Annotated in this window: 26 protein-coding genes; 21 read left to right on the plus strand and 5 right to left on the minus strand. The window is 51.4% G+C overall.

Annotated features, from left to right (window positions below; translation table 11 throughout):
• Positions 1-212: 212 nt before the first annotated feature.
• The 3 genes from VGM55_RS04260 to VGM55_RS04270 are packed head-to-tail and all read right to left on the minus strand — an operon-like array spanning position 213 to position 2037.
• Positions 213-1259, minus strand: coding sequence for a phage integrase (locus VGM55_RS04260; RefSeq protein WP_331634675.1), 1047 nt, complete (start codon positions 1257-1259; stop codon positions 213-215).
• Positions 1259-1672 carry a hypothetical protein gene (locus VGM55_RS04265; RefSeq protein ID WP_331634676.1) on the minus strand — a complete coding sequence of 138 codons (414 nt, stop codon included), beginning with the start codon at positions 1670-1672 and terminating at the stop codon, positions 1259-1261. The genes VGM55_RS04260 and VGM55_RS04265 overlap by 1 nt, the downstream gene beginning before the upstream one ends.
• A complete protein-coding gene (locus tag VGM55_RS04270; RefSeq protein ID WP_331634678.1) occupies positions 1669-2037 on the minus strand; it encodes a helix-turn-helix transcriptional regulator in 369 nt (122 codons plus the stop codon). The genes VGM55_RS04265 and VGM55_RS04270 overlap by 4 nt, the downstream gene beginning before the upstream one ends.
• 60 nt (positions 2038-2097) lie before the next feature.
• Here VGM55_RS04270 and VGM55_RS04275 point away from each other — a divergent pair, with 60 nt between their 5' ends.
• From VGM55_RS04275 to VGM55_RS04365, 19 genes are all read left to right on the plus strand, one after another.
• Complete coding sequence (locus tag VGM55_RS04275; protein WP_331634679.1) at positions 2098-2289, plus strand: hypothetical protein; 192 nt, start codon at positions 2098-2100, stop codon at positions 2287-2289.
• Positions 2290-2300: 11 nt separating this feature from the next.
• Entirely contained in the window at positions 2301-2504 is a 204-nt protein-coding gene (locus tag VGM55_RS04280; RefSeq protein ID WP_331634681.1) for a DNA-binding protein, read from the plus strand.
• A gap of 9 nt (positions 2505-2513) precedes the next feature.
• Complete coding sequence (locus VGM55_RS04285) at positions 2514-2726, plus strand: hypothetical protein (protein ID WP_331634682.1); 213 nt, start codon at positions 2514-2516, stop codon at positions 2724-2726.
• Positions 2723-2995 carry a hypothetical protein gene (locus tag VGM55_RS04290; protein WP_331634683.1) on the plus strand — a complete coding sequence of 91 codons (273 nt, stop codon included), beginning with the start codon at positions 2723-2725 and terminating at the stop codon, positions 2993-2995. Before VGM55_RS04285 ends, VGM55_RS04290 begins: the two co-directional genes overlap by 4 nt.
• A gap of 109 nt (positions 2996-3104) precedes the next feature.
• Positions 3105-3413, plus strand: coding sequence for a hypothetical protein (locus tag VGM55_RS04295; RefSeq protein ID WP_331634684.1), 309 nt, complete (start codon positions 3105-3107; stop codon positions 3411-3413).
• Positions 3414-3495: 82 nt separating this feature from the next.
• Positions 3496-3696, plus strand: coding sequence for a hypothetical protein (locus VGM55_RS04300; protein WP_152692910.1), 201 nt, complete (start codon positions 3496-3498; stop codon positions 3694-3696).
• Complete coding sequence (locus VGM55_RS04305; protein WP_331634685.1) at positions 3693-3914, plus strand: hypothetical protein; 222 nt, start codon at positions 3693-3695, stop codon at positions 3912-3914. The genes VGM55_RS04300 and VGM55_RS04305 overlap by 4 nt, the downstream gene beginning before the upstream one ends.
• A gap of 173 nt (positions 3915-4087) precedes the next feature.
• A complete protein-coding gene (locus VGM55_RS04310) occupies positions 4088-4288 on the plus strand; it encodes a TraR/DksA C4-type zinc finger protein (RefSeq protein ID WP_331634726.1) in 201 nt (66 codons plus the stop codon).
• A 3-nt stretch (positions 4289-4291) separates the two neighbouring features.
• Entirely contained in the window at positions 4292-5149 is an 858-nt protein-coding gene (locus tag VGM55_RS04315) for a 3'-5' exonuclease (RefSeq protein ID WP_331634686.1), read from the plus strand.
• Positions 5146-5967, plus strand: coding sequence for a Dam family site-specific DNA-(adenine-N6)-methyltransferase (locus VGM55_RS04320; RefSeq protein WP_331634687.1), 822 nt, complete (start codon positions 5146-5148; stop codon positions 5965-5967). The genes VGM55_RS04315 and VGM55_RS04320 overlap by 4 nt, the downstream gene beginning before the upstream one ends.
• On the plus strand, positions 5960-6280 hold the full coding sequence (locus VGM55_RS04325) for a hypothetical protein (protein ID WP_331634688.1): 321 nt from the start codon (positions 5960-5962) through the stop codon (positions 6278-6280). Before VGM55_RS04320 ends, VGM55_RS04325 begins: the two co-directional genes overlap by 8 nt.
• Positions 6277-6546, plus strand: a complete 270-nt coding sequence (locus tag VGM55_RS04330) for a DUF3850 domain-containing protein (protein ID WP_331634689.1) — start codon at positions 6277-6279, stop codon at positions 6544-6546. Before VGM55_RS04325 ends, VGM55_RS04330 begins: the two co-directional genes overlap by 4 nt.
• Positions 6540-7457 (plus strand): DNA cytosine methyltransferase, encoded by a 918-nt coding sequence (locus VGM55_RS04335; protein WP_331634690.1) that lies wholly within the window; start codon positions 6540-6542, stop codon positions 7455-7457. Before VGM55_RS04330 ends, VGM55_RS04335 begins: the two co-directional genes overlap by 7 nt.
• Entirely contained in the window at positions 7454-7846 is a 393-nt protein-coding gene (locus tag VGM55_RS04340) for a hypothetical protein (RefSeq protein WP_331634691.1), read from the plus strand. Before VGM55_RS04335 ends, VGM55_RS04340 begins: the two co-directional genes overlap by 4 nt.
• A complete protein-coding gene (locus tag VGM55_RS04345) occupies positions 7846-8199 on the plus strand; it encodes a phage protein NinX family protein (RefSeq protein WP_331634692.1) in 354 nt (117 codons plus the stop codon). The genes VGM55_RS04340 and VGM55_RS04345 overlap by 1 nt, the downstream gene beginning before the upstream one ends.
• Positions 8196-8714, plus strand: coding sequence for a hypothetical protein (locus VGM55_RS04350; RefSeq protein WP_331634694.1), 519 nt, complete (start codon positions 8196-8198; stop codon positions 8712-8714). The genes VGM55_RS04345 and VGM55_RS04350 overlap by 4 nt, the downstream gene beginning before the upstream one ends.
• Before the next feature lie 107 nt (positions 8715-8821).
• A complete protein-coding gene (locus VGM55_RS04355) occupies positions 8822-11233 on the plus strand; it encodes a replication endonuclease (protein ID WP_331634727.1) in 2412 nt (803 codons plus the stop codon).
• Between the two features lies 1 nt (position 11234).
• Positions 11235-11579 (plus strand): hypothetical protein, encoded by a 345-nt coding sequence (locus VGM55_RS04360; RefSeq protein WP_331634695.1) that lies wholly within the window; start codon positions 11235-11237, stop codon positions 11577-11579.
• 121 nt (positions 11580-11700) lie between these two features.
• Entirely contained in the window at positions 11701-11943 is a 243-nt protein-coding gene (locus tag VGM55_RS04365) for a hypothetical protein (protein WP_331634696.1), read from the plus strand.
• A gap of 713 nt (positions 11944-12656) precedes the next feature.
• Here the strand turns inward: VGM55_RS04365 and VGM55_RS04370 are convergent.
• Together VGM55_RS04370 and VGM55_RS04375 are read right to left on the minus strand one after the other, a co-directional pair.
• Positions 12657-13694 (minus strand): phage portal protein, encoded by a 1038-nt coding sequence (locus tag VGM55_RS04370; RefSeq protein ID WP_331634697.1) that lies wholly within the window; start codon positions 13692-13694, stop codon positions 12657-12659.
• Positions 13695-15464, minus strand: coding sequence for a terminase large subunit domain-containing protein (locus VGM55_RS04375; protein WP_331634698.1), 1770 nt, complete (start codon positions 15462-15464; stop codon positions 13695-13697).
• A gap of 190 nt (positions 15465-15654) precedes the next feature.
• On the opposite strand from VGM55_RS04375, the gene VGM55_RS04380 reads away from it, so the two are divergent.
• Entirely contained in the window at positions 15655-16452 is a 798-nt protein-coding gene (locus VGM55_RS04380; protein WP_331634699.1) for a GPO family capsid scaffolding protein, read from the plus strand.
• A 60-nt stretch (positions 16453-16512) separates the two neighbouring features.
• Positions 16513-17595 carry a phage major capsid protein, P2 family gene (locus VGM55_RS04385; protein ID WP_331634700.1) on the plus strand — a complete coding sequence of 361 codons (1083 nt, stop codon included), beginning with the start codon at positions 16513-16515 and terminating at the stop codon, positions 17593-17595.
• Positions 17596-17598: the final 3 nt, after the last annotated feature.

Below are 17598 nucleotides of genomic sequence, written 5' to 3' on the forward strand. Positions count from 1 at the left end.
TGAAGAGGATTTCAGATACAAAAAAACCGCCTTCCGGCGGTCACGACATTACTACTTATTGCTTTGTTATTCTTGAATTTATTTTCCTGGTACCCGGGGCGGGACTTGAACCCGCACAGCCATAAGCCGAGGGATTTTAAAAAGCTTCAACATGCTTTTCATTTCAATAAGTTATGTATAATCAGCCTCTTGCAATTGCTCATCGTAGACCGCTATAGCGCAATATGCGTTTCTGCTGCCACTTTTCCGGGACTGTTCTCATCCAGAATTTTATCAAATGGATTCAGCGTTAAGGCCGCCTCCAGGTGATCAGGGGCAAAGTGCGCATAGCGCATTGTCATCATGATTGTACTGTGGCCTAGTATTTGTTGAAGCACCAAAATATTGCCACCACCCATCATGAAATGACTAGCGAATGTGTGCCGCAAAACGTGTGTGCGTTGCCCCGTTGGCAATTCAATACCAGCCCGTTTAAGCGCATGCTTGAACGCATCATATGACGAGGTAAAAAGCGCACCGCGTGTTTTGGGCAGCAAAGCCTGTAACCGTTTTGATATGGGAACCGTTCTGTTCTTGTTGCTCTTGGTGTTAATAAACGATACGCGCCCAGGCAATACCTGAGATTGTCGCATTGACTCAGCCTCCCCCCACCTTGCGCCGGTAGCCAAGCAAAGGCGAACTATAATGCCGAGGCTTTTATTATCCGAATCATCGCAGGCCGCCAATAGCCGCTTAATTTCATCGGGGTAAAGGAATGACAACTCCTGATCACCCTCTTTAAACTGGCGAATGCCATCAAGTGGATTATTGCCTTCCCATTCTCCCAGTCGTTTCAGTTCAGAATACACGGCATGTAGATATGATTGCTCACGGTTAACCGTGGCCTCTTTTATCGTTTTACGGCCCTTAGCCAGCCATTCACCAGCCAGCCGGCGCTCACGGTAAACGGCAAACATATTTTTATCGACCTCATGCGCCATAGGGTCGCCTAATCGTTCGCAAATGGCTTGAAGTTTTGAAAGTCGCGATTCCCCGGATGTCAGCGTTTTGCCGTGCATGTCATACCAACGTTGGATCAGGTCGGCCAATTTAACCGCACCGTTTCCGACTTCGACGGCTTTTTTATTTGCCATGAGGCGGCGCTCATGAGAAAGCGCCTCTCCTTTCGTGGCGAACTGCTTTCGAACACGCTTCCCGTCACGCCCGTACGGGAAGCACTGGCACAACCATTTTCCCGACGGAAGTTTGCTGACAGCCATTAATTTTGTACCCACTTCATCATGATCATGAGCATCATTGCTGTTGATTTGACAGTTTGGTTAGTAAACATTTTCTTATTCTGAGCCGGGTCTGATTCTGGTGCAAAAGCTGCATCAAGTTGTTTTACTAATTCAGAAGCATAAGGTTTGAAATCCTCAACTGATTTCATTTTTTCGCTTATTTCCGGTGCCAATAAATCCTTGCTATACAACCCAGCAATGAAATCAGCGCAGGTGGCAAGCTTGTTTTGCTGAGTAGCCTTTTGCCATGTGAGCGCATTGGCTTCGTGGAGCGTTCCGCCTTGATACCAATCCTTGGCAAAGGCACTATTTGTGCTTAAAGCCAGAATTGCGAAAAATAATATAAATATGCTTTTTAAAAAATACGATAATTGAGTATTAAATCCTTTCATTTCTCACCTACCTTTTTAATTGGTTTTGAATGCGCGAACGAATCGCCAACCGCCTGTATATTTAACCGTGCCGAGTCGTCCATTGCTCGGTAATTATCCACTAATCGTTGCTCCTCTACAGAAATGCTTGATTGCGGAGTTTTTACGCCAGTTAGCACATAAGCAACGTCTACACCGTAATGGCTATTTAACATCGCAAGTGTCGCAGCATCGGGCATAGTTTCCCCACGCTCATACTTACCCCAAGTGCGGGTTGATATCCCAAAATTTGAAGCCATGGATTCTTGGCTGTGACCTGATTTTTCCCTTTCTTCGCGCAAGCGGGAGCCTATCAGGAACAATAATTCCTCATTTCCGATTGACATAGGAACATTTCTTCCTTAGATTGTGTTGTACAGGAACTTAGTGGATCACAATATAACACTATGAAACAAGCCAATCATGATCAGCGCTCGCGATTACCGCGCGGAGTCGCTGGAAAAAAAAGAATTCCGATGAGCTTGTCAAACCAAGAAATATCGGAATTGGAGGCAATAGCGGCCACACAAAGCCGTTCTGTTTCAAGCATGGCGCGCCTTTTGTACCTGCGCGGTATTGAATCTTTTCAGGCTGAGTAACGGGGTCATTCATGGGGAACACCACGATAAACATCACCGTTCCTACCGGCTACGTTTCCCTTGATGCCTATGCGGAAATGACGCGGTTACCGATCGGCACTTGTCGGCGAATGGTTAGGGATGGCCGGATCATCATTCGTCCGAAGGTGAATCCGAAGGACAAGATCGAAGTGAACCTCGTCGCCATGCTGAAAGACGCAATAGCCAATAGTTGAGACGGGAATATGCAGCCAATTGAACACGCTATCACCAAAATAAGCCGCAATTCATCACGCTATCGCGGCTTTGTCATTACTTACCGCCCGCGCAAGGCTGTAACACCGTCTGCCAGGTATGAAGTCAGCCAGGGTGATCAGTCTTACGGCTTGTTCGATGCGCAAGCGCAGGCAACCGGCTATATCGACCAACTTTACGCACAGCACCAGGTGGCAGCATGAAACAGGCATACATCATTTTGGTTAACGACCTGCTTACGCAATATCACGGCAAGGCACAAAATATTAATGCGGCCAGTGCAATAGCGCCAGCAGTCCGCGCCGTCTCATTGAATGACCATGCATTCCGTCTAAGTATTGGACTCACCGGATTATTGAGCGCCGCAGAAGCCGCAGGCGATGGCGTAGCCGCTGCCGTTATTGATGGCTTGGTGTCACGTTGCAATAACGGTGATATCCCATTCCCGCGCGAAATCGCGAATTTCATCTGATAGCCGGGAAAGCCCGGCCCTATCTGGTAGCGCACCTTTCCATTAACTGGTGGGTGATTGGCGTCATAGGGCGCGCTACCAAATAGGCAATAAAGTATGAGGTATTTTTATGAGCATGACGGCAGAACAGGTTAAATCGGCTGGAAAGTTCGTTGATAACGCCAAGCAATTACTTGCTAACGCAAGGAATAAAAATCATACAGCCTGTTTTTATGACAAGTTAATGAAGGCCGAAAAGATGGCCATTTGTACATTGGCAAATACTAATAGCCGTGTAGAGCTAACAGCGCAGCACATAAATATGAAATTTGAAGATATGAGCATCGCTGAACGTCGGGCAATTTATCGCGGTATTAAAGCATTACAGAAATTAAGTATTACCATTCCCACATTAATGCATCTGGGCGATTGCGACTAAATAACCACGCCTAATTACTGAATAGAAATCAATGCTGCCTTTACGGTGGCGGGTTTCTCACATCCTGAATTCAGGGGGTTTTATGAATGATGTTGAATTAATGGAATTACTGACGGAAGCCCGCCGCTCCTCGCGGTTGCAACTTCTGGAGTTGTTAAGCGCGCGAGTTGAACATTTAGAAGCCGACAACGCTACCCGCGAGCAAATTATTTCCATGCTGAAAAGCTGGATAAGTGCCCGTCAAAATGTTGGGGCCACTAATTCTCAGGGGGTTGCACAGTGATAACGCTTGCTGGCACCGCTGCCAAGCCAGACGTCTACCGTAAAGCCATTTCTTTATTAACTCAGTTTCGCCGAGGCAATCGGGTATTTCGCCGTATTAAGCCACACGGCTACCTGAAAATAGATATTGGCTATCGCTGGCGCTTGCTGAGTAAAAACGGCGGTAAGGATTGGCGGTTAATGACTCACGAAACATACAACGTGGAGTACCGAAAATGACGGGTTTATCCGTTGCACTTGCCCTAGCCACTGTATGGGCCGTCATAGCTTTCGGGCTGGTCGGTCTGTTTGCATACCGTTACTTCAAGTTCTGCCGGGCTTTTAATCGGCAGTTTTTGCAGCCAGAAGAACGCAATTACGACTAAGGACGCCAGATGGCCGATCAAATCGACATGGCACAGGAACGGCATCAGCTGATCCTTGACGCCCAAATCAAAAACGCCCGCCCGCAGCCTTGCGGGCCTTCTGCATTCCACTGCGAAGAATGCGGTACCTCCATCCCCGATCAGCGCCGCCGCCTGATACATGGCGTAACTACCTGCGTGCACTGCCAGGAACATCGCGAAGCCAAATCACGACACATGAAGGGGTAAACCATGACACCACAACAACAAGTACAGCAGTGGTTGGATAATGACTGTTTGATTCTGGACACCGAAACCACCGGACTTGGCGAAGACGCCGAGATCGTGGAAATCACCATCATTGATACCACTGGCAAGCCACTGATCAACACACTGGTGAAACCATCAATTTCTATCCCAGCCGAAGCGACTGCAATACACGGCATCACGAATGACATGGTGGAGCAAGCGCCAACATGGCCGGAGGTGCAAAAATTGGTAGATCAGGTAACTGATGACAAAACAGTAGTCACTTATAACGCCTGGTACGATAAGCGCCTGCTTAAGCAGACGGATGCTGTCTGGAATGTAAAAACCGATAGCAGCATTAAGGTCGGCCCAACATTTGAATGCGCCATGTTGGTCTACGCAAAATTCTACGGCCAGAAGAGCGAGCGCGTCGGATACAAGTGGCAAAAGCTGACAGCCGCCGCTGAACAGCAAGGCGTAATTATCGAAGGAACGCCGCACCGCGCCCTTTCAGATTGTTTGACCACTCTCGGCGTGCTTGTCTCAATGGTTACTGGCGGCAGAAAATTTGCACCGCAAGATCTGAGTGCACAGAAAGCTGTCGATACTCTTCAACAATTATTTAAGGCCGACGCCGACGCCATCACCGCGCTGGTCGATCATCGCGTTGAATGCTCTGAGTTATTCGCCGGGAAAACTACGGCTACCGTTGGCCAGCGCCCAAATGGCGCTTATATCGTCGGCCTGATCGGAATCATTAATGCCTTGATTTTCCCTGATGTCATTGCGGCAGTGTACGAAGGTAAGGAGCTGGCAGGTTTCACCGTTGCTGACATTTCATCGAAAGCAGGTGACGCATGAGGCCCGCGCTGAAATGGCTCGGCAGCAAAGCCAGCATCATCGACACACTGCGGCAGCATCTGCCGGAGGGTAAGCGCCTGGTTGAGCCGTTCGTCGGCTCCGGTGCGGTATTCCTCAATACCGATTACGACAGCTATCTGCTGTGTGACATCAACAGCGATCTGATCAACTTCCATAACGTCGCTAAAAACCAGCCTGCCGCACTGATTAGGGAGGCTCGCAATCTGTTTAAACAACAGGCCGACGAAGTTGGTTATTACGCAGTCCGTGCTGATTTTAACCTGCGTTGTGACAGCAACTTTCTGTATCGCGCGGCGCAGTTCCTTTACTTGAATCGTCACGGTTATAACGGCGTTTGCCGCTATAACCTCAGCGGCGATTTCAATGTGCCGTTCGGTCATCGAAAAGCACCATATTTTCCCGAAGACGAGATCCATTCATTTGCTGAGAAAGCACAGGCCAAAAAGGCTATTTTCCTGTGCTGCACATTCCAGGAATCGATCCGGATGGCGCAGGCTGGCGATGTGATTTACTGCGATCCGCCGTACATCCCTGCATCCAAATCCGCCAATTTCACAAGTTACCACACCGACGGTTTTACCAGCGAGCAACAGCGAAAGCTGGCCCGTATGCTGCGTATCGCCGCCCGTCGTGGTCGCCACGTTGTGGCATCAAATAGCGAAACAGCCGCCGCGCTGGCGCTTTACTCCGATTTCAATATCACCACCACCACCGCCCGCCGATCAGTCAGCGCCAATGCCGCTGGCCGCACGCGCGCCGGTGAGATCATCGCAACTATGGGGGCGGCAAATGTTTAATGATTATTTGAGGCATATCGGTAACACCCTGTTTTCCATGTACCAAGAGCCATTTAACGCTGATTGGGACGCACAGCTGATCAAGCTTATGGATGAAGGGAAGGTGATTTCAGCAAGTCGACATTGCGTAACTTTTTCCCTGCATGGACAGGGCTACGACGTATGGGTTAGCAATCGCTGGTACAGCTACGGCCATTTGTATGAAGTGAATGGTCAATGCGTCCCCAAACGTCTGCAATATCGCCCACGTTTTCGCACTATGCGCTGCCTGAACCAACTGCACGGCAAATTCATCATGGGTGTAATCGCATGAATAAGCATGACCTCAAGATCCTGCCTGAATACTTCGCGGCGGTAGTTAGTGGCGAAAAGAAGGCAGAGTTCCGTATCAACGATAGGGAATACGCAGTAGGCGATCTGTTGTGCTTATACGAACACGGCTGGTTGAAAGACTGCGACGGGCTGGAGGGTTTTTCTGGTCAGCATGTTTGGGTTCGTATCACCCATATCACCGACATGTATCCGTGGAAACCGGGTTACGTCATGTTAAGCATTGAGCAAGGGCCATTCAAATGCTGAAAGTGAGCGACCTCTTTGCCGGTTTGGGCGGTTCATCCACTGGTGCAAAAATGGCGGGTGCAGACGTGGTTTGGGCTGGCAATCATTGGCCAGCCGCTGTCGAAGCCCATGAAAAGAATCACCCCGGCGCTATCCACGTTTGCCAGGACTTACACCAGGCAGATTGGTCGCTAATGCCTAAGCATGATCTGATGATGGCCTCACCATGCTGCCAAGGCCATAGCAAGGCGCGCGGAAAGAAAGCGGGAAATGCACAGCATGACGCCAGCCGATCCACTGCATGGGCGGTGGTTTCCGCTGCGGAATACCACAAAATGCCGAAAATCATCGTCGAGAACGTGCCGGAGTTCCTTCGATGGGAGCTTTACCCCGCATGGGAAGCGGCAATGCAGGCGTTGGGGTATTCTCTCGCTCCGCACATCGTTGATTGTGCTGATCTCGGCGTTCCTCAAAACCGCGTGCGGCTGTTCATCATCGCCACTCGCAGCAAAAAACCGCTGTTTCTGAAACTCCCCAAAATGCCACATGTGCCAGCCAGCACCATTATCGACTTCGACGCCAACACCTGGCAACCCGTCGAAAAGCCGGGCCGTGCTGCTGCAACACTTGAGCGGGTTAAGAATGGGCGCGCAGAGTTCGGCGAAAGGTTCCTTTTCAGCTATTACGGCAACACCAAAACCGGACGTTCTCTTTCCCGCCCCATCGGCACAATCACTACCCGCGATCGGTGGGCGATAGTCGACGGTTATCGCATGCGCATGTTGAACAAAGACGAAAACATGCTCGCGATGTCATTCCCTGACGACTACATCAAACCGCCATCGCACAGGCTTTGCGTTCACATGGCTGGCAACGCCGTACCGCCAAAAGCTATGTACGAAATTATCACCGCTCTGGAGACTCAAGCGTGAATAAGAAACTGAACAAACTGGCGCGGGAAATCGTAGAGGAGCTGGTCGATTGTGGCGCCGCCGATTTAGAGCCTGTTCAGCAATATCTTGCATGGACAGAGAAGAAGCTGCTCACCACCCTACTTGCCGACATGGAAGCATCACAAGCGCGGGCCGAACGCCTTCAGGCGTTGCTCGATAAATCAGTTCAGGCACTGCAAATGGCAGGAGAACGCATCGACAGGGCAGAAAAGCGGCTGGCTACGCCGGTGCGGTTGACCGATGAGCGGACACTATGGGCGGGGGAAGATGATTATGACACCGGCCATGTAAAGGGCTGGAATGCCAACCGTATTGAACAAGCCGCACTGCTGAAAAAACAGGGCTTCACCGTAGAGGGGGATGAGTAATGACAGACTATAACCAGTTCAGTGATTTAGAAATCAATAAGCTTGTTGCTCGTGCGCAGGGATACGAATTTCAAGGCGTTGGATATGCTGACGGATACGACGGCATTTACAACTTTATCGCCAAGTCTAAGGACAGTTATCGCTCAATTCTGCCTGAGTATTGCAAAAATCCAGCGTATTCCTGGGAGATCGTCGTTAAGCACAAAATTGATATCACGTTCGAAAGCAGCGCAACCAAAGAATGGTGCCGAGCACAAGCACCAACTGGACATGAGTTTACGAGTTGTGCTGACCGGCCCCTGCGTGCGGCGATGATCGTTTTCCTGATGATCCAAGGGGAACCTCAACCATGAGCAACCCAAAAAAACTGAGCCAGCCTTTAACATTCGATCAATGGCTTGAATCAGAAAACAGAGAACCATCAGACCGCCTACGTATCGACTTAAAAGCCGCATTTAAGGCAGGCAAAGATAATGAGAGCCTGCGCACCCAAGCCATCAGAGATGTTATTTCAGAGCGCCAGCGCCAGCGTGATCAAGGCCGGGATGATGCTCATGATGATGGCTACATTGATGGCGTTCTGGCGCTCGGCGGTGCCGCATATGCAATATCTGGAGCGGGATTTAATTGTGTTGGCTCTTACCGCCGGCGCGCTAAAAACCTTTGGCCATTCCCGCTAGAAACATTCAATCCGGCAGGAAATGTGAATCGTCGCTCTGACCTTGTGCGTGCTGCTGCAATGATTATTGCGGAAATCGACAGAATAGATCGTAAATCCGCCCGAACTGAATGTGCGGCGACGCCTCCGCGAAATCAGGATGTTAACGCTGGCTGGATACAGAAATTACCGCCAGGTAAGGCAGAGTGACAACAAAGCCTAGCGGACGCCACGCACCAACCCCGCCGCCGCCATATCCTGGCAGCGGCGCACCTGCTTTTGAATGGGCATACTCTTGGAATGCGCCACGCCCGGAGATCGACCCATCGCTCAACCGCCCATCCGAAATAGATAGCCAGAGCGAAGAACAGATCGCCGCTACCCTGCGCGCTCATCATCTGTTAGAACAACAGCCGCAGCTTATCCAACGCGATGTGCGTTACCACATCAATAAGCTGGAAGAATCCCAGGGCATCCGCCGGGGCAATACATACTTAACCAAAAACTTTGTTGAGCGTGTATTGCCACGGCTTGATCTCGTCAGTGAGAAATACCGCGTTTCCGATAACAATAGCGATGCCGCCCTATGCCACCGATTTAATCGTCTACCGGACGCAGGGCGATCTGATATTGAACTGCTGGCGAAAGATATCGCCGATGTCATCAAGCAAGAATTGAGCGTAGTCGATGAAGAGATTGGCCGGCCTTCTGAATTATTGAACGTCATGGCGCTATATAAAGGGGCCGCCGCACTCACCCGCCGGTTTAAGCAAACGCCGCCACTGTGGGAAACCTATCAGGTAGCCCCCTGGAACATGACCGTTGAAAATACTGCACCGGCAGTCATGCGCATGATGTCAGAGGGTTGGTGGCTGCGCCGTTTGCGACGTCATGCCGACCGCTGGAAAGAGCACTTGCATATTGCCATTGGTCACGTCAGCAAAAAAGCCACCCCCTACGCCAGTCGGCCAACCGTCAGCGACTGGCGGGAGCAGAAGCGCCGCACCCGTGAGTTTTTAAAATCGATGGAGCTGGAAGACGAAGAAGGCAACCGCTTTTCTCTGATCGACAAGTACGATCACAGCGTCGCAAATCCGGCCATTCGTCGTTGCGAATTGATGAACCGCATTCGTGGTTTTGAGGATATTTGTAATGAAATGGGGTTCGTTGGTGAGTTTTACACCATCACGGCCCCTTCCCGTTTCCATGCCACCAATAGACATGGCCACCGCAATCGCAAATGGTGTGGGGCCAGCCCGGACGAAACTCAGCGATATCTGCGCAATGTATGGGAGCGCGCTCGCGCCAAACTGCATCGCAAAAAAATCCGCATTTTCGGGATCCGGGTAGCCGAGCCGCATGGCGATGGCACACCGCATTGGCACATGCTGTTATTTATGCGCCCGGAAGAAGTCAGCAAGGTGCGCGACATCCTGCGCGCCTATGCCATCGCGGAAGATACCGACGAACTGTATAGCGAGCGGTCAAGAAAAGCCCGTTTTCACGCCGAGGCCATTGATCCAGAAAAAGGCAGTGCCACCGGTTACATCGCTAAATACATATCAAAGAACATCGACGGATACGCGCTTGATGGCGAACTGGACGACGACAGCGGAAAAGAGTTGAAAGAGGTCGCCCCAGCGGTATCCGCTTGGGCAGCCCGCTGGCGCATTCGTCAGTTTCAGTTTATTGGCGGCGCACCGGTGACGGTTTTCCGTGAATTGCGCAAGATGTCAGATCATGAAACTGCCGTTGGCCTTAGCGTCGACTTTGCCGCCGTGCATGATGCTGCCGACTATGGCCGCTGGGCTGAATACGTCAACGCCCAGGGCGGCCCGTTCGTCCGCCGTGATGATCTGATTGTCCGCACCTATTATGAGCCGGCAGAAACCACCAACGACTATGGCGAAGATGTGATCCGAATTCGGGGAGTCTTTTCCCCGCCGGTCGGTATCGACACGCCGATCATCACCCGCACGAAGGAATGGAAGTTTGTTCCGGCCCGTGCCGTTGACCTGGCTGTTGACCTTAAGGGCGCGCCTGCGCCCTCTCGGAGTTCTGTCAATAACTGTACGGTGTCGACTGAAAGGTTAAAAACCAAACAGGTTAAGGAGTCACCCCCACCGCCTGAAAACCTCGATTTTGAGCGACTAACCGACAAGGAACGGCGGTTGATGCTCCGGAGAATTCGCAGCGCACCGCCTGAACCTATAAAAAATCCATTTATGGCTGTCGCCGAGGGCTTCGCATTGCCAGACGAGGGGCTAAATCTGCCACCAATAAGGTCGGTACTGCCAGATCCGGCCAGCAATAAGCGGTGGCGGGAACAGGTGCGCCACGAACAAGAGCAACGTGCCCTGGCTTATTTCAGTTTGGATGATGGCCAGGAGGGTGAAAATCACCGGCCATCCACGGCCAGTGCTGGCATTAACACAATCAAGCGACCACTCAGCAAGCTGGAACGCCAGATCGGCAACTTCGCCGAGTCCATCGGTTTCAGTCTGGATGCCTGCATTTTGAAATCGGTAGCCAGGGGTGCAACGGTCACTATCGACGGGCAGCGCTACCGGGCACGGGCCGACGGTTGTCTCTATCGGCAAACCATGCCGGCAACAACCACCGCACTGACCCGGATCACCGCGCTATGGCATCAGCAGATACCAGAACAAACACGCCTTGTTGGCGAACACCTGAGAAAAGAAGCAATAAAACAGAAATCGGAGGAATAGCATGACCACATCAGCAGAACGTAAACGCATCCAGCGCCAGCGCGATAAAGAGCAAGGCATTACGACGATCACTTTGCGCGTTGATAGCCAAGAAATGGCCATGATTTTAGAGGGCTGTGAACAGCGCAGAATAGCCAGGGAGCCTTATGAGGTAACGGAATACTTGCTCGGCCTCATCCGCCAAGACAATAAATTACTGCATAAACAGTTGGTAGAGCTGCGCAAAAGCAGTTGCGGGAAGTGTGGCGACACGCTACCAGGTGATCCGGGTGGCTGCTGTATGCAGGGGGATGCTACTTGCTGGCAAACGTCAGGCTATAAAAAGCTGATGCTGTCGACGTTATAATCTATTTCTTTTTAATTACATAGCCACATCGAAAGTTCTTCGCCCCCCATCATCATTGACATCCAATGCTATGCCCTCAATAATTACTGTGATTATATACAGTAATTATTGAGGTGACACTATGCCACGCAGGGCTGATGTACAGCATGCTTTTATCAAAGCGATCAAAAGAACGCCGAAAGGTGCGCAAACTGTCGCGGTTGTAGATTTTCTGCGAGAACTTCGAGAGTTAGGGCATGATTGGTCGCCAAATCAGGCGGTTAACTATATTCGAATGTATCAAGCGGCCTGGAGGATAAAGGACGAAGGAGAATATGGACAACACATTTACATGAAGTTTGCCCACGGTATCACACTGACCTAATAAGAATGCCTGGCAGATGTGCATTGCATTGACGATTAAATAAATCAATATAAATGCATATCCATTCATTAAAGTGAATAAAACAACACACCCACGCCAAACAACGCCAAATACATCCCATCACAAAAGCGCCTCTACGCCACGTAGTGAGGCGCTTTTTATTTACGACATCAATTCGCACTATGAATCTGATCGCCTCGCAGAACTCTGGCAATGCAACAGGGGCGATATTGTGAGGTGCGAGACAAGCGAAACGATCCCTATCGATCCCCTAATCCGTGCCGTCCCCCCCGCCCCCGCGCTGCATACTTAAGAATTCACTTTTTATGCAGTAGGAAAAACACGTCAAAGCTTTGCTGGCTGCGGCTTGAGAGGGTGATTAGGTATGCAGGAAAGTATGCGGATTGTTGCACTTAAGATATGCAGTGTTTTTTTAATTAAAATCTGGGTCGATCTCGATAAAAAACACGTTATAAAAAGAAGTACCAGCACTGGGCGTGCTGGGCGACCTAAAGTTATCGTGCCACGTCACAGTTTTAATTTCAACGGCCTTGTGACATGTCATTTCAATCCAAATAAAATACCTGTGACATGTCACACTTATCGTAAATTCGGAAAAAAGATGTGAAAGATTTTGCATAAAAAAACAAAAAACCGCCTTTCGGCGGCTAAAGTGGCAACATAACAGCCTACTAGCTTATTAAGCCAATAAATCATGCACCAGGTTTCAGCAATTCATAGGGTTTGAAGCTGATCACCTCTTCCCCTGCCCACTCGTTTAGCTCACACAGCCGCTCTTGCAGCGGAGCCAGCTCGTTAATCGCAAACACCCGCGCAGCCTTCTCAACATCCCCAAAACCGCCGGTATTGTTCGGTAAAATCCCCATAAGTTGCGGTGGCGTACGCTGGGCAGCAAGCTGATCATCACGCGTCACGTTTTTGATGTTCAAAAACTCATCTTTTGCCGCGACTTCGGCCAGCGGGATCAGTTGTAACCCGTCCGGTTTACCGCCAGGCGCATACATAAACAGATTGCGAAAGTTACCCGGCCCTTTTGACTCTTTCAGCGCTTTGCGCAGGTTGTCGATATCCTCCTGCTTGTGCGCTGCATCGTTCATGTACAGGATAAATCCGGCATGACTGCCGTTAAGGTAGTATTTCCGGCGAAACAGCGTCGCCGCCTCGTTCAACCAGATGGAGTTAAGCGAGGAAAGGTATTCAGGAACGCCGTAAATCTCCTGGTTAATATCAGGGTCCAACAGGTGGAAAATAGAACCCTCCGCAAACTGATGCGGCTCCATCCACGATTGCACGAACCAGTAAGAATCAGTTTCTACGCCACGGCGGGTGTATTTCGCCAGGCTGGGGGCCAGCTTCATCAGACCACCCAGCCGGTTAAAGCGCCCCTCAATAAAGCTGTTGCCGAACACCATAAAATCCTGCGCATAACGGCTAAAATCCTGCTTTGACAACAGCCGGTGCGGCTTAAACATACTCACTAAGATATTTCGCTTCATGGTGATCGGCGAACTGTGATGCACCGCCGCGCGGAACGTTTTCGCCAGGCCGCTGAATGAGATCGGCGGCTCGTACCAACGGTCAACAATGCTGCATTCCAGATAATCCAGGATTTCACGCCGATCCAGCATCGGGATCGGGTCGCCGAAAGTGAACGCCTCCACATGCTGCGCCCCGCTTTGTTTCTGCGTGATCGGTTGGGTGTTTTTGTGGCCCCGGTTGCGTTTGCTCATTTAATAAATCTCCATAAAACCTGTATTGCTACCGGTTGCCCCTTCGAGCGGTTCATTGAATAAGGCGTGCATGACCGCCCAAGCCACATCGCCGTGGCTGACACCTTCGGCGCGACTGGTGACGTAGGTTGCCCGGCGGCCCGTTGCGGTCATCTGTTTGCGGATGGACATAAACGCCTGGGCGATATCCAGCGCGCCGGCGTCGAACTCCAGACGGCCGGAGCGGATCACGTCGCGGGCTTTCAGTACCAGATCGGTTTTCATTTCCAGGCTGTAGTTGATGGCGTTAACCGCCGGGAAGAATTGGCGCACCAGTTGCGACACCGCGCGGCCAAGGCCGGTGTTATCGATGCCGATATAGGTCACGTTGTAGCGCTCGGTCAGCGCTTTAATATTTTTGGCCTGGGCGGAAAAATCCATGCCGCGCCACTGATGGCGCTCCAGCACCCGGAACTTACCGCCGGCAATCAACGGCGGCAGGATAACCGCACAGCCGGCGCTGTCGCCGTTTTCAGAACTGGCCGGGTCATAACCGATCCAGACTTCCCGCGCCGCCACCGGGCGCAATGCGAAGGGTTTAACGTCCGTCCAATGTTCCCAACTGTCGACCATGCAGCGCTGCATTTCCCCCATGGGGAACACCGACGCGGTATCATCAATGAAGTTGCACATGAACAGGTTTTCAAAATCTTCATCACTGTTTTCCTCGCGCAGCTCATCGAGGTCAAACAGGTCACAGCCCCCGCGTAACGCATCCTCAATGGTGACGATCTGGCGAAACTGTTTATCTTCACAGAGCAGGCCGCTGGCCAGACGTTTATAGCTAACGTCAATTTCCCGGCGTCTGTCCTTCGATTTACCCTTGTTAAACAGCGTGCCATTCCAGAATGAATAGGCTTCATGAGTCATGCTGGATGGGGTGGAAAAGTAGGTGGAACGGTAGCGCGTTTGCGATGCCATGCCCGATGCGGCCCGGCGCAGCTTCTTAAAGCCGGGGATCCAGAAATACTCATCCAGATACAGGTTGCCCGGTCGCCCCTGGGCGGTGTTGGAATTGGTGCCCAGGAAGTGCATTTCCGCCGCGTTCGGCAGGATGATCGTTTCCCCGCGCAGCTCAACATCAACCTCCTGCGCAAAAGCCATGATGTAGTTTTTGAACTGGTGCGCCTGTGCTTTCGACGCAGAAACAAACATCTGATTACGGCCCGTGTCCAGGGCATCGATCAGGGCTTCACGGGCAAAATAGTAGGTTGCGCCGATCTGGCGACTTTTCAGAATGTTGCGGATACGGAACTCTTTCGACAGCCCGGCCCGGTACCAACTGCGTTGATATTCAAACATCTGTTCAAGAAAGATTTCTTTCAGTCGGGCGTGTTGCTCATCCGTAAAGGCATTTTTCTGCGTACGTTTGCGCGGGCCGGCGTTACGGGCGGCAATATTGGGGTTAAGAACCGTCTCATTCCCGCCGTCGTTGTATTTCCCTATGCGGGCGTGCCGCTCTGCCTGGCGGGCCAACAGGTCAATCTCTTTAAGGTCGCGCCCTTCTTTCTCCGGCTTTAGGATTAACTGACAGTAGCGGGCGGCGGTCGTGATTTGCATCTGATCGAGCGGGCCGTAATCGTCCCACTTGTCGCGGCGTTTCCAACTGTGTACCGTGACGGACTTCTCCCCGATCATCTCGGCGATGCGGGTCACTCGCAGCCCCTGCCAATAGAGATACATCGCTTGACGACGGGGATCCAAATCGGCACTGATAGTAATAGCACTCATGCGTAATCAGCCTGAATTTCAACGTTTCAATGCCGGAAGGCTACCTACCCGCTACCACCAACACCCTTAATGCACCTTGTGCCATTGACCACACAAGGCCGCCGCGTTGTCCCCATTCCAGCCCCCCGCCAACATAAGCCAAACACGGCCAACACCGGCCACATTCGCTTACATGATCGGGGCTTATCCAATGCCAATTTCAAAATCTTTCCGTGTCGCCGTCGAGGGGGCAACCAGTGATGGCCGTCAGATCCAGCGCCAGCACATCAAAGAGATGGCCGAAACCTATAACCAGCAATTCAAACCGGCGCGCGTCAACCTTGAGCATTACCTGAGCATTTTTCCTGACAGCGCCTTCTGTGCTTATGGTGATGTGTTATCCCTGAGTGCCGACGAAATCAGCGATGGCCCGCTAAAAGGCAAAATGGCGCTCTACGCTCAGGTTGATGCGACGGATGGCTTGGTGCAGTTGAACAACAAGCGCCAGAAGATTTTCACCAGCATTGAGTATTACGAAAAATTCGCTGATACCAACAAAGCCTATCTGACCGGCCTCGCGTTCACGGATAACCCTGCGTCACTCGGCAGTGAGGCGATGAAATTCAGCTCAAATCATCTGGCACAGAAAGGCCTGTTTTTCTCTGCCGCCGAAGAAACCACCCTCGAATTCGAAACGCCGGAAACCGAAAAACCGAACCTGCTTGCCAGTATTAAAGCCATGTTCAGCAAACGACAGGCCTCTGATGATGCTCGCTTTATCGATGTTCACCAGGCTGTGGAGTTGGTCGCCGAAAGGCAGCAGCAGGCCGAGGAAAAGCTTGCCGGTCTGGATGACATGAAAGACACCATTCAAAAACTGACAGATCGACTGGCCGCCAACGAAACAGCATTTTCTGGCCTGGAAACCCAACTCAGCACTACCGACCGCAGCGACAAGCGCCGCGAACTGTCAACGGGTGGCGAAAGCGCCGTACTCACCGACTGCTAATTAACCGATTACAGGCGGTGAAAGCACCGTTTAGCCGACCGAAGAAGGAAAAAAGACAAGATGAAAACTACCACCCGCAAGCAATACAAACAGTACGTTGCGCAGGTCGCAACGCTAAACGGCGTAGAATCCGCTGACGTAGCGGCAAAATTTACCGTCGAGCCATCTGTCAGCCAGAAACTGGAAGACAAAATCCAGGAAAACAGCGGTTTCCTGCAAAAAATCAACATCGTTCCAGTTGATGAGCAAAACGGCGAAAAAATCGGCCTAGGCATTGATCGTCCAATCGCCAGCACCACGAATACCAATGAAAAAGAGCGCGTGCCAACCGATCCAACCAGCTTGGACGGTGTGGGTTATAGCTGCACCCAAACCAACTTTGACACCGCCTTGTCTTATCCAAAAATGGATATGTGGGCCAAGTTCAAGGATTTTCAGGTACGCATCCGTAATCACATTGTGAAACGCCAGGCACTGGATCGCATCATGATCGGGTGGAACGGTACCTCTCGCGCCAAAACATCAGACCCCGTAACCAATAAGCTTCTGGAAGACGTGAACATCGGCTTTCTTGAGAAAGTCCGTCAGGATGCCCCAGACCAGGTGATGAGCAAAATCGTGGATGAAACCGGGGCTGTAACTTCCGCAACTATCACGATTGGCAAGGCTGGCGCTTATCACAATCTGGATGCGCTGGTGATGGATGCCGTCAACGAGATGATCGCGCCATGGTTCCAGGATGATACCGAGTTGGTCGCCATCTGCGGGCGCTCCCTCCTGGCTGACAAATACTTCCCGATCGTCAACAAAGAGCAGGAAAACAGCGAAATGCTGGCCGCTGATATCATCATCAGCCAAAAGCGTATCGGCGGACTGCCTGCGGTTCGTGTGCCGTACTTCCCTGATAACACCATCTTTATCACCCGCCTGGATAACCTGTCGATTTACTGGCAAGACGGCACCCGCCGCCGCGCTATTATCGACAACCCGAAACGCGACAGGGTGGAAAACTTCGAATCAGTCAATGAAGCGTATGTGGTGGAAGATTACCAATGCGCCGCACTGATCGAAAACATCGAAATGCTGAAACCTGAGGCTGTACCGCCCGCATCTCAGCAAGAACCCGCGAACCCGGAGGGATAATCC

Origin of the sequence: Cedecea sp. (genome assembly GCF_036500665.1) — a bacterium.
Classification (GTDB): Bacteria; Pseudomonadota; Gammaproteobacteria; order Enterobacterales; family Enterobacteriaceae; genus Cedecea.

Coding starts and splice junctions, on each gene's coding strand:
- VGM55_RS04260 (WP_331634675.1), bottom strand. CDS start 1,259: ATGGCTGTCAGCAAACTTCCGTCGGGAAAATGGTTGTGCCAGTGCTTC.
- VGM55_RS04265 (WP_331634676.1), bottom strand. CDS start 1,672: ATGAAAGGATTTAATACTCAATTATCGTATTTTTTAAAAAGCATATTT.
- VGM55_RS04270 (WP_331634678.1), bottom strand. CDS start 2,037: ATGTCAATCGGAAATGAGGAATTATTGTTCCTGATAGGCTCCCGCTTG.
- VGM55_RS04275 (WP_331634679.1), top strand. CDS start 2,098: ATGAAACAAGCCAATCATGATCAGCGCTCGCGATTACCGCGCGGAGTC.
- VGM55_RS04280 (WP_331634681.1), top strand. CDS start 2,301: ATGGGGAACACCACGATAAACATCACCGTTCCTACCGGCTACGTTTCC.
- VGM55_RS04285 (WP_331634682.1), top strand. CDS start 2,514: ATGCAGCCAATTGAACACGCTATCACCAAAATAAGCCGCAATTCATCA.
- VGM55_RS04290 (WP_331634683.1), top strand. CDS start 2,723: ATGAAACAGGCATACATCATTTTGGTTAACGACCTGCTTACGCAATAT.
- VGM55_RS04295 (WP_331634684.1), top strand. CDS start 3,105: ATGAGCATGACGGCAGAACAGGTTAAATCGGCTGGAAAGTTCGTTGAT.
- VGM55_RS04300 (WP_152692910.1), top strand. CDS start 3,496: ATGAATGATGTTGAATTAATGGAATTACTGACGGAAGCCCGCCGCTCC.
- VGM55_RS04310 (WP_331634726.1), top strand. CDS start 4,088: ATGGCACAGGAACGGCATCAGCTGATCCTTGACGCCCAAATCAAAAAC.
- VGM55_RS04315 (WP_331634686.1), top strand. CDS start 4,292: ATGACACCACAACAACAAGTACAGCAGTGGTTGGATAATGACTGTTTG.
- VGM55_RS04320 (WP_331634687.1), top strand. CDS start 5,146: ATGAGGCCCGCGCTGAAATGGCTCGGCAGCAAAGCCAGCATCATCGAC.
- VGM55_RS04325 (WP_331634688.1), top strand. CDS start 5,960: ATGTTTAATGATTATTTGAGGCATATCGGTAACACCCTGTTTTCCATG.
- VGM55_RS04330 (WP_331634689.1), top strand. CDS start 6,277: ATGAATAAGCATGACCTCAAGATCCTGCCTGAATACTTCGCGGCGGTA.
- VGM55_RS04335 (WP_331634690.1), top strand. CDS start 6,540: ATGCTGAAAGTGAGCGACCTCTTTGCCGGTTTGGGCGGTTCATCCACT.
- VGM55_RS04345 (WP_331634692.1), top strand. CDS start 7,846: ATGACAGACTATAACCAGTTCAGTGATTTAGAAATCAATAAGCTTGTT.
- VGM55_RS04350 (WP_331634694.1), top strand. CDS start 8,196: ATGAGCAACCCAAAAAAACTGAGCCAGCCTTTAACATTCGATCAATGG.
- VGM55_RS04360 (WP_331634695.1), top strand. CDS start 11,235: ATGACCACATCAGCAGAACGTAAACGCATCCAGCGCCAGCGCGATAAA.
- VGM55_RS04365 (WP_331634696.1), top strand. CDS start 11,701: ATGCCACGCAGGGCTGATGTACAGCATGCTTTTATCAAAGCGATCAAA.
- VGM55_RS04370 (WP_331634697.1), bottom strand. CDS start 13,694: ATGAGCAAACGCAACCGGGGCCACAAAAACACCCAACCGATCACGCAG.
- VGM55_RS04375 (WP_331634698.1), bottom strand. CDS start 15,464: ATGAGTGCTATTACTATCAGTGCCGATTTGGATCCCCGTCGTCAAGCG.
- VGM55_RS04380 (WP_331634699.1), top strand. CDS start 15,655: ATGCCAATTTCAAAATCTTTCCGTGTCGCCGTCGAGGGGGCAACCAGT.
- VGM55_RS04385 (WP_331634700.1), top strand. CDS start 16,513: ATGAAAACTACCACCCGCAAGCAATACAAACAGTACGTTGCGCAGGTC.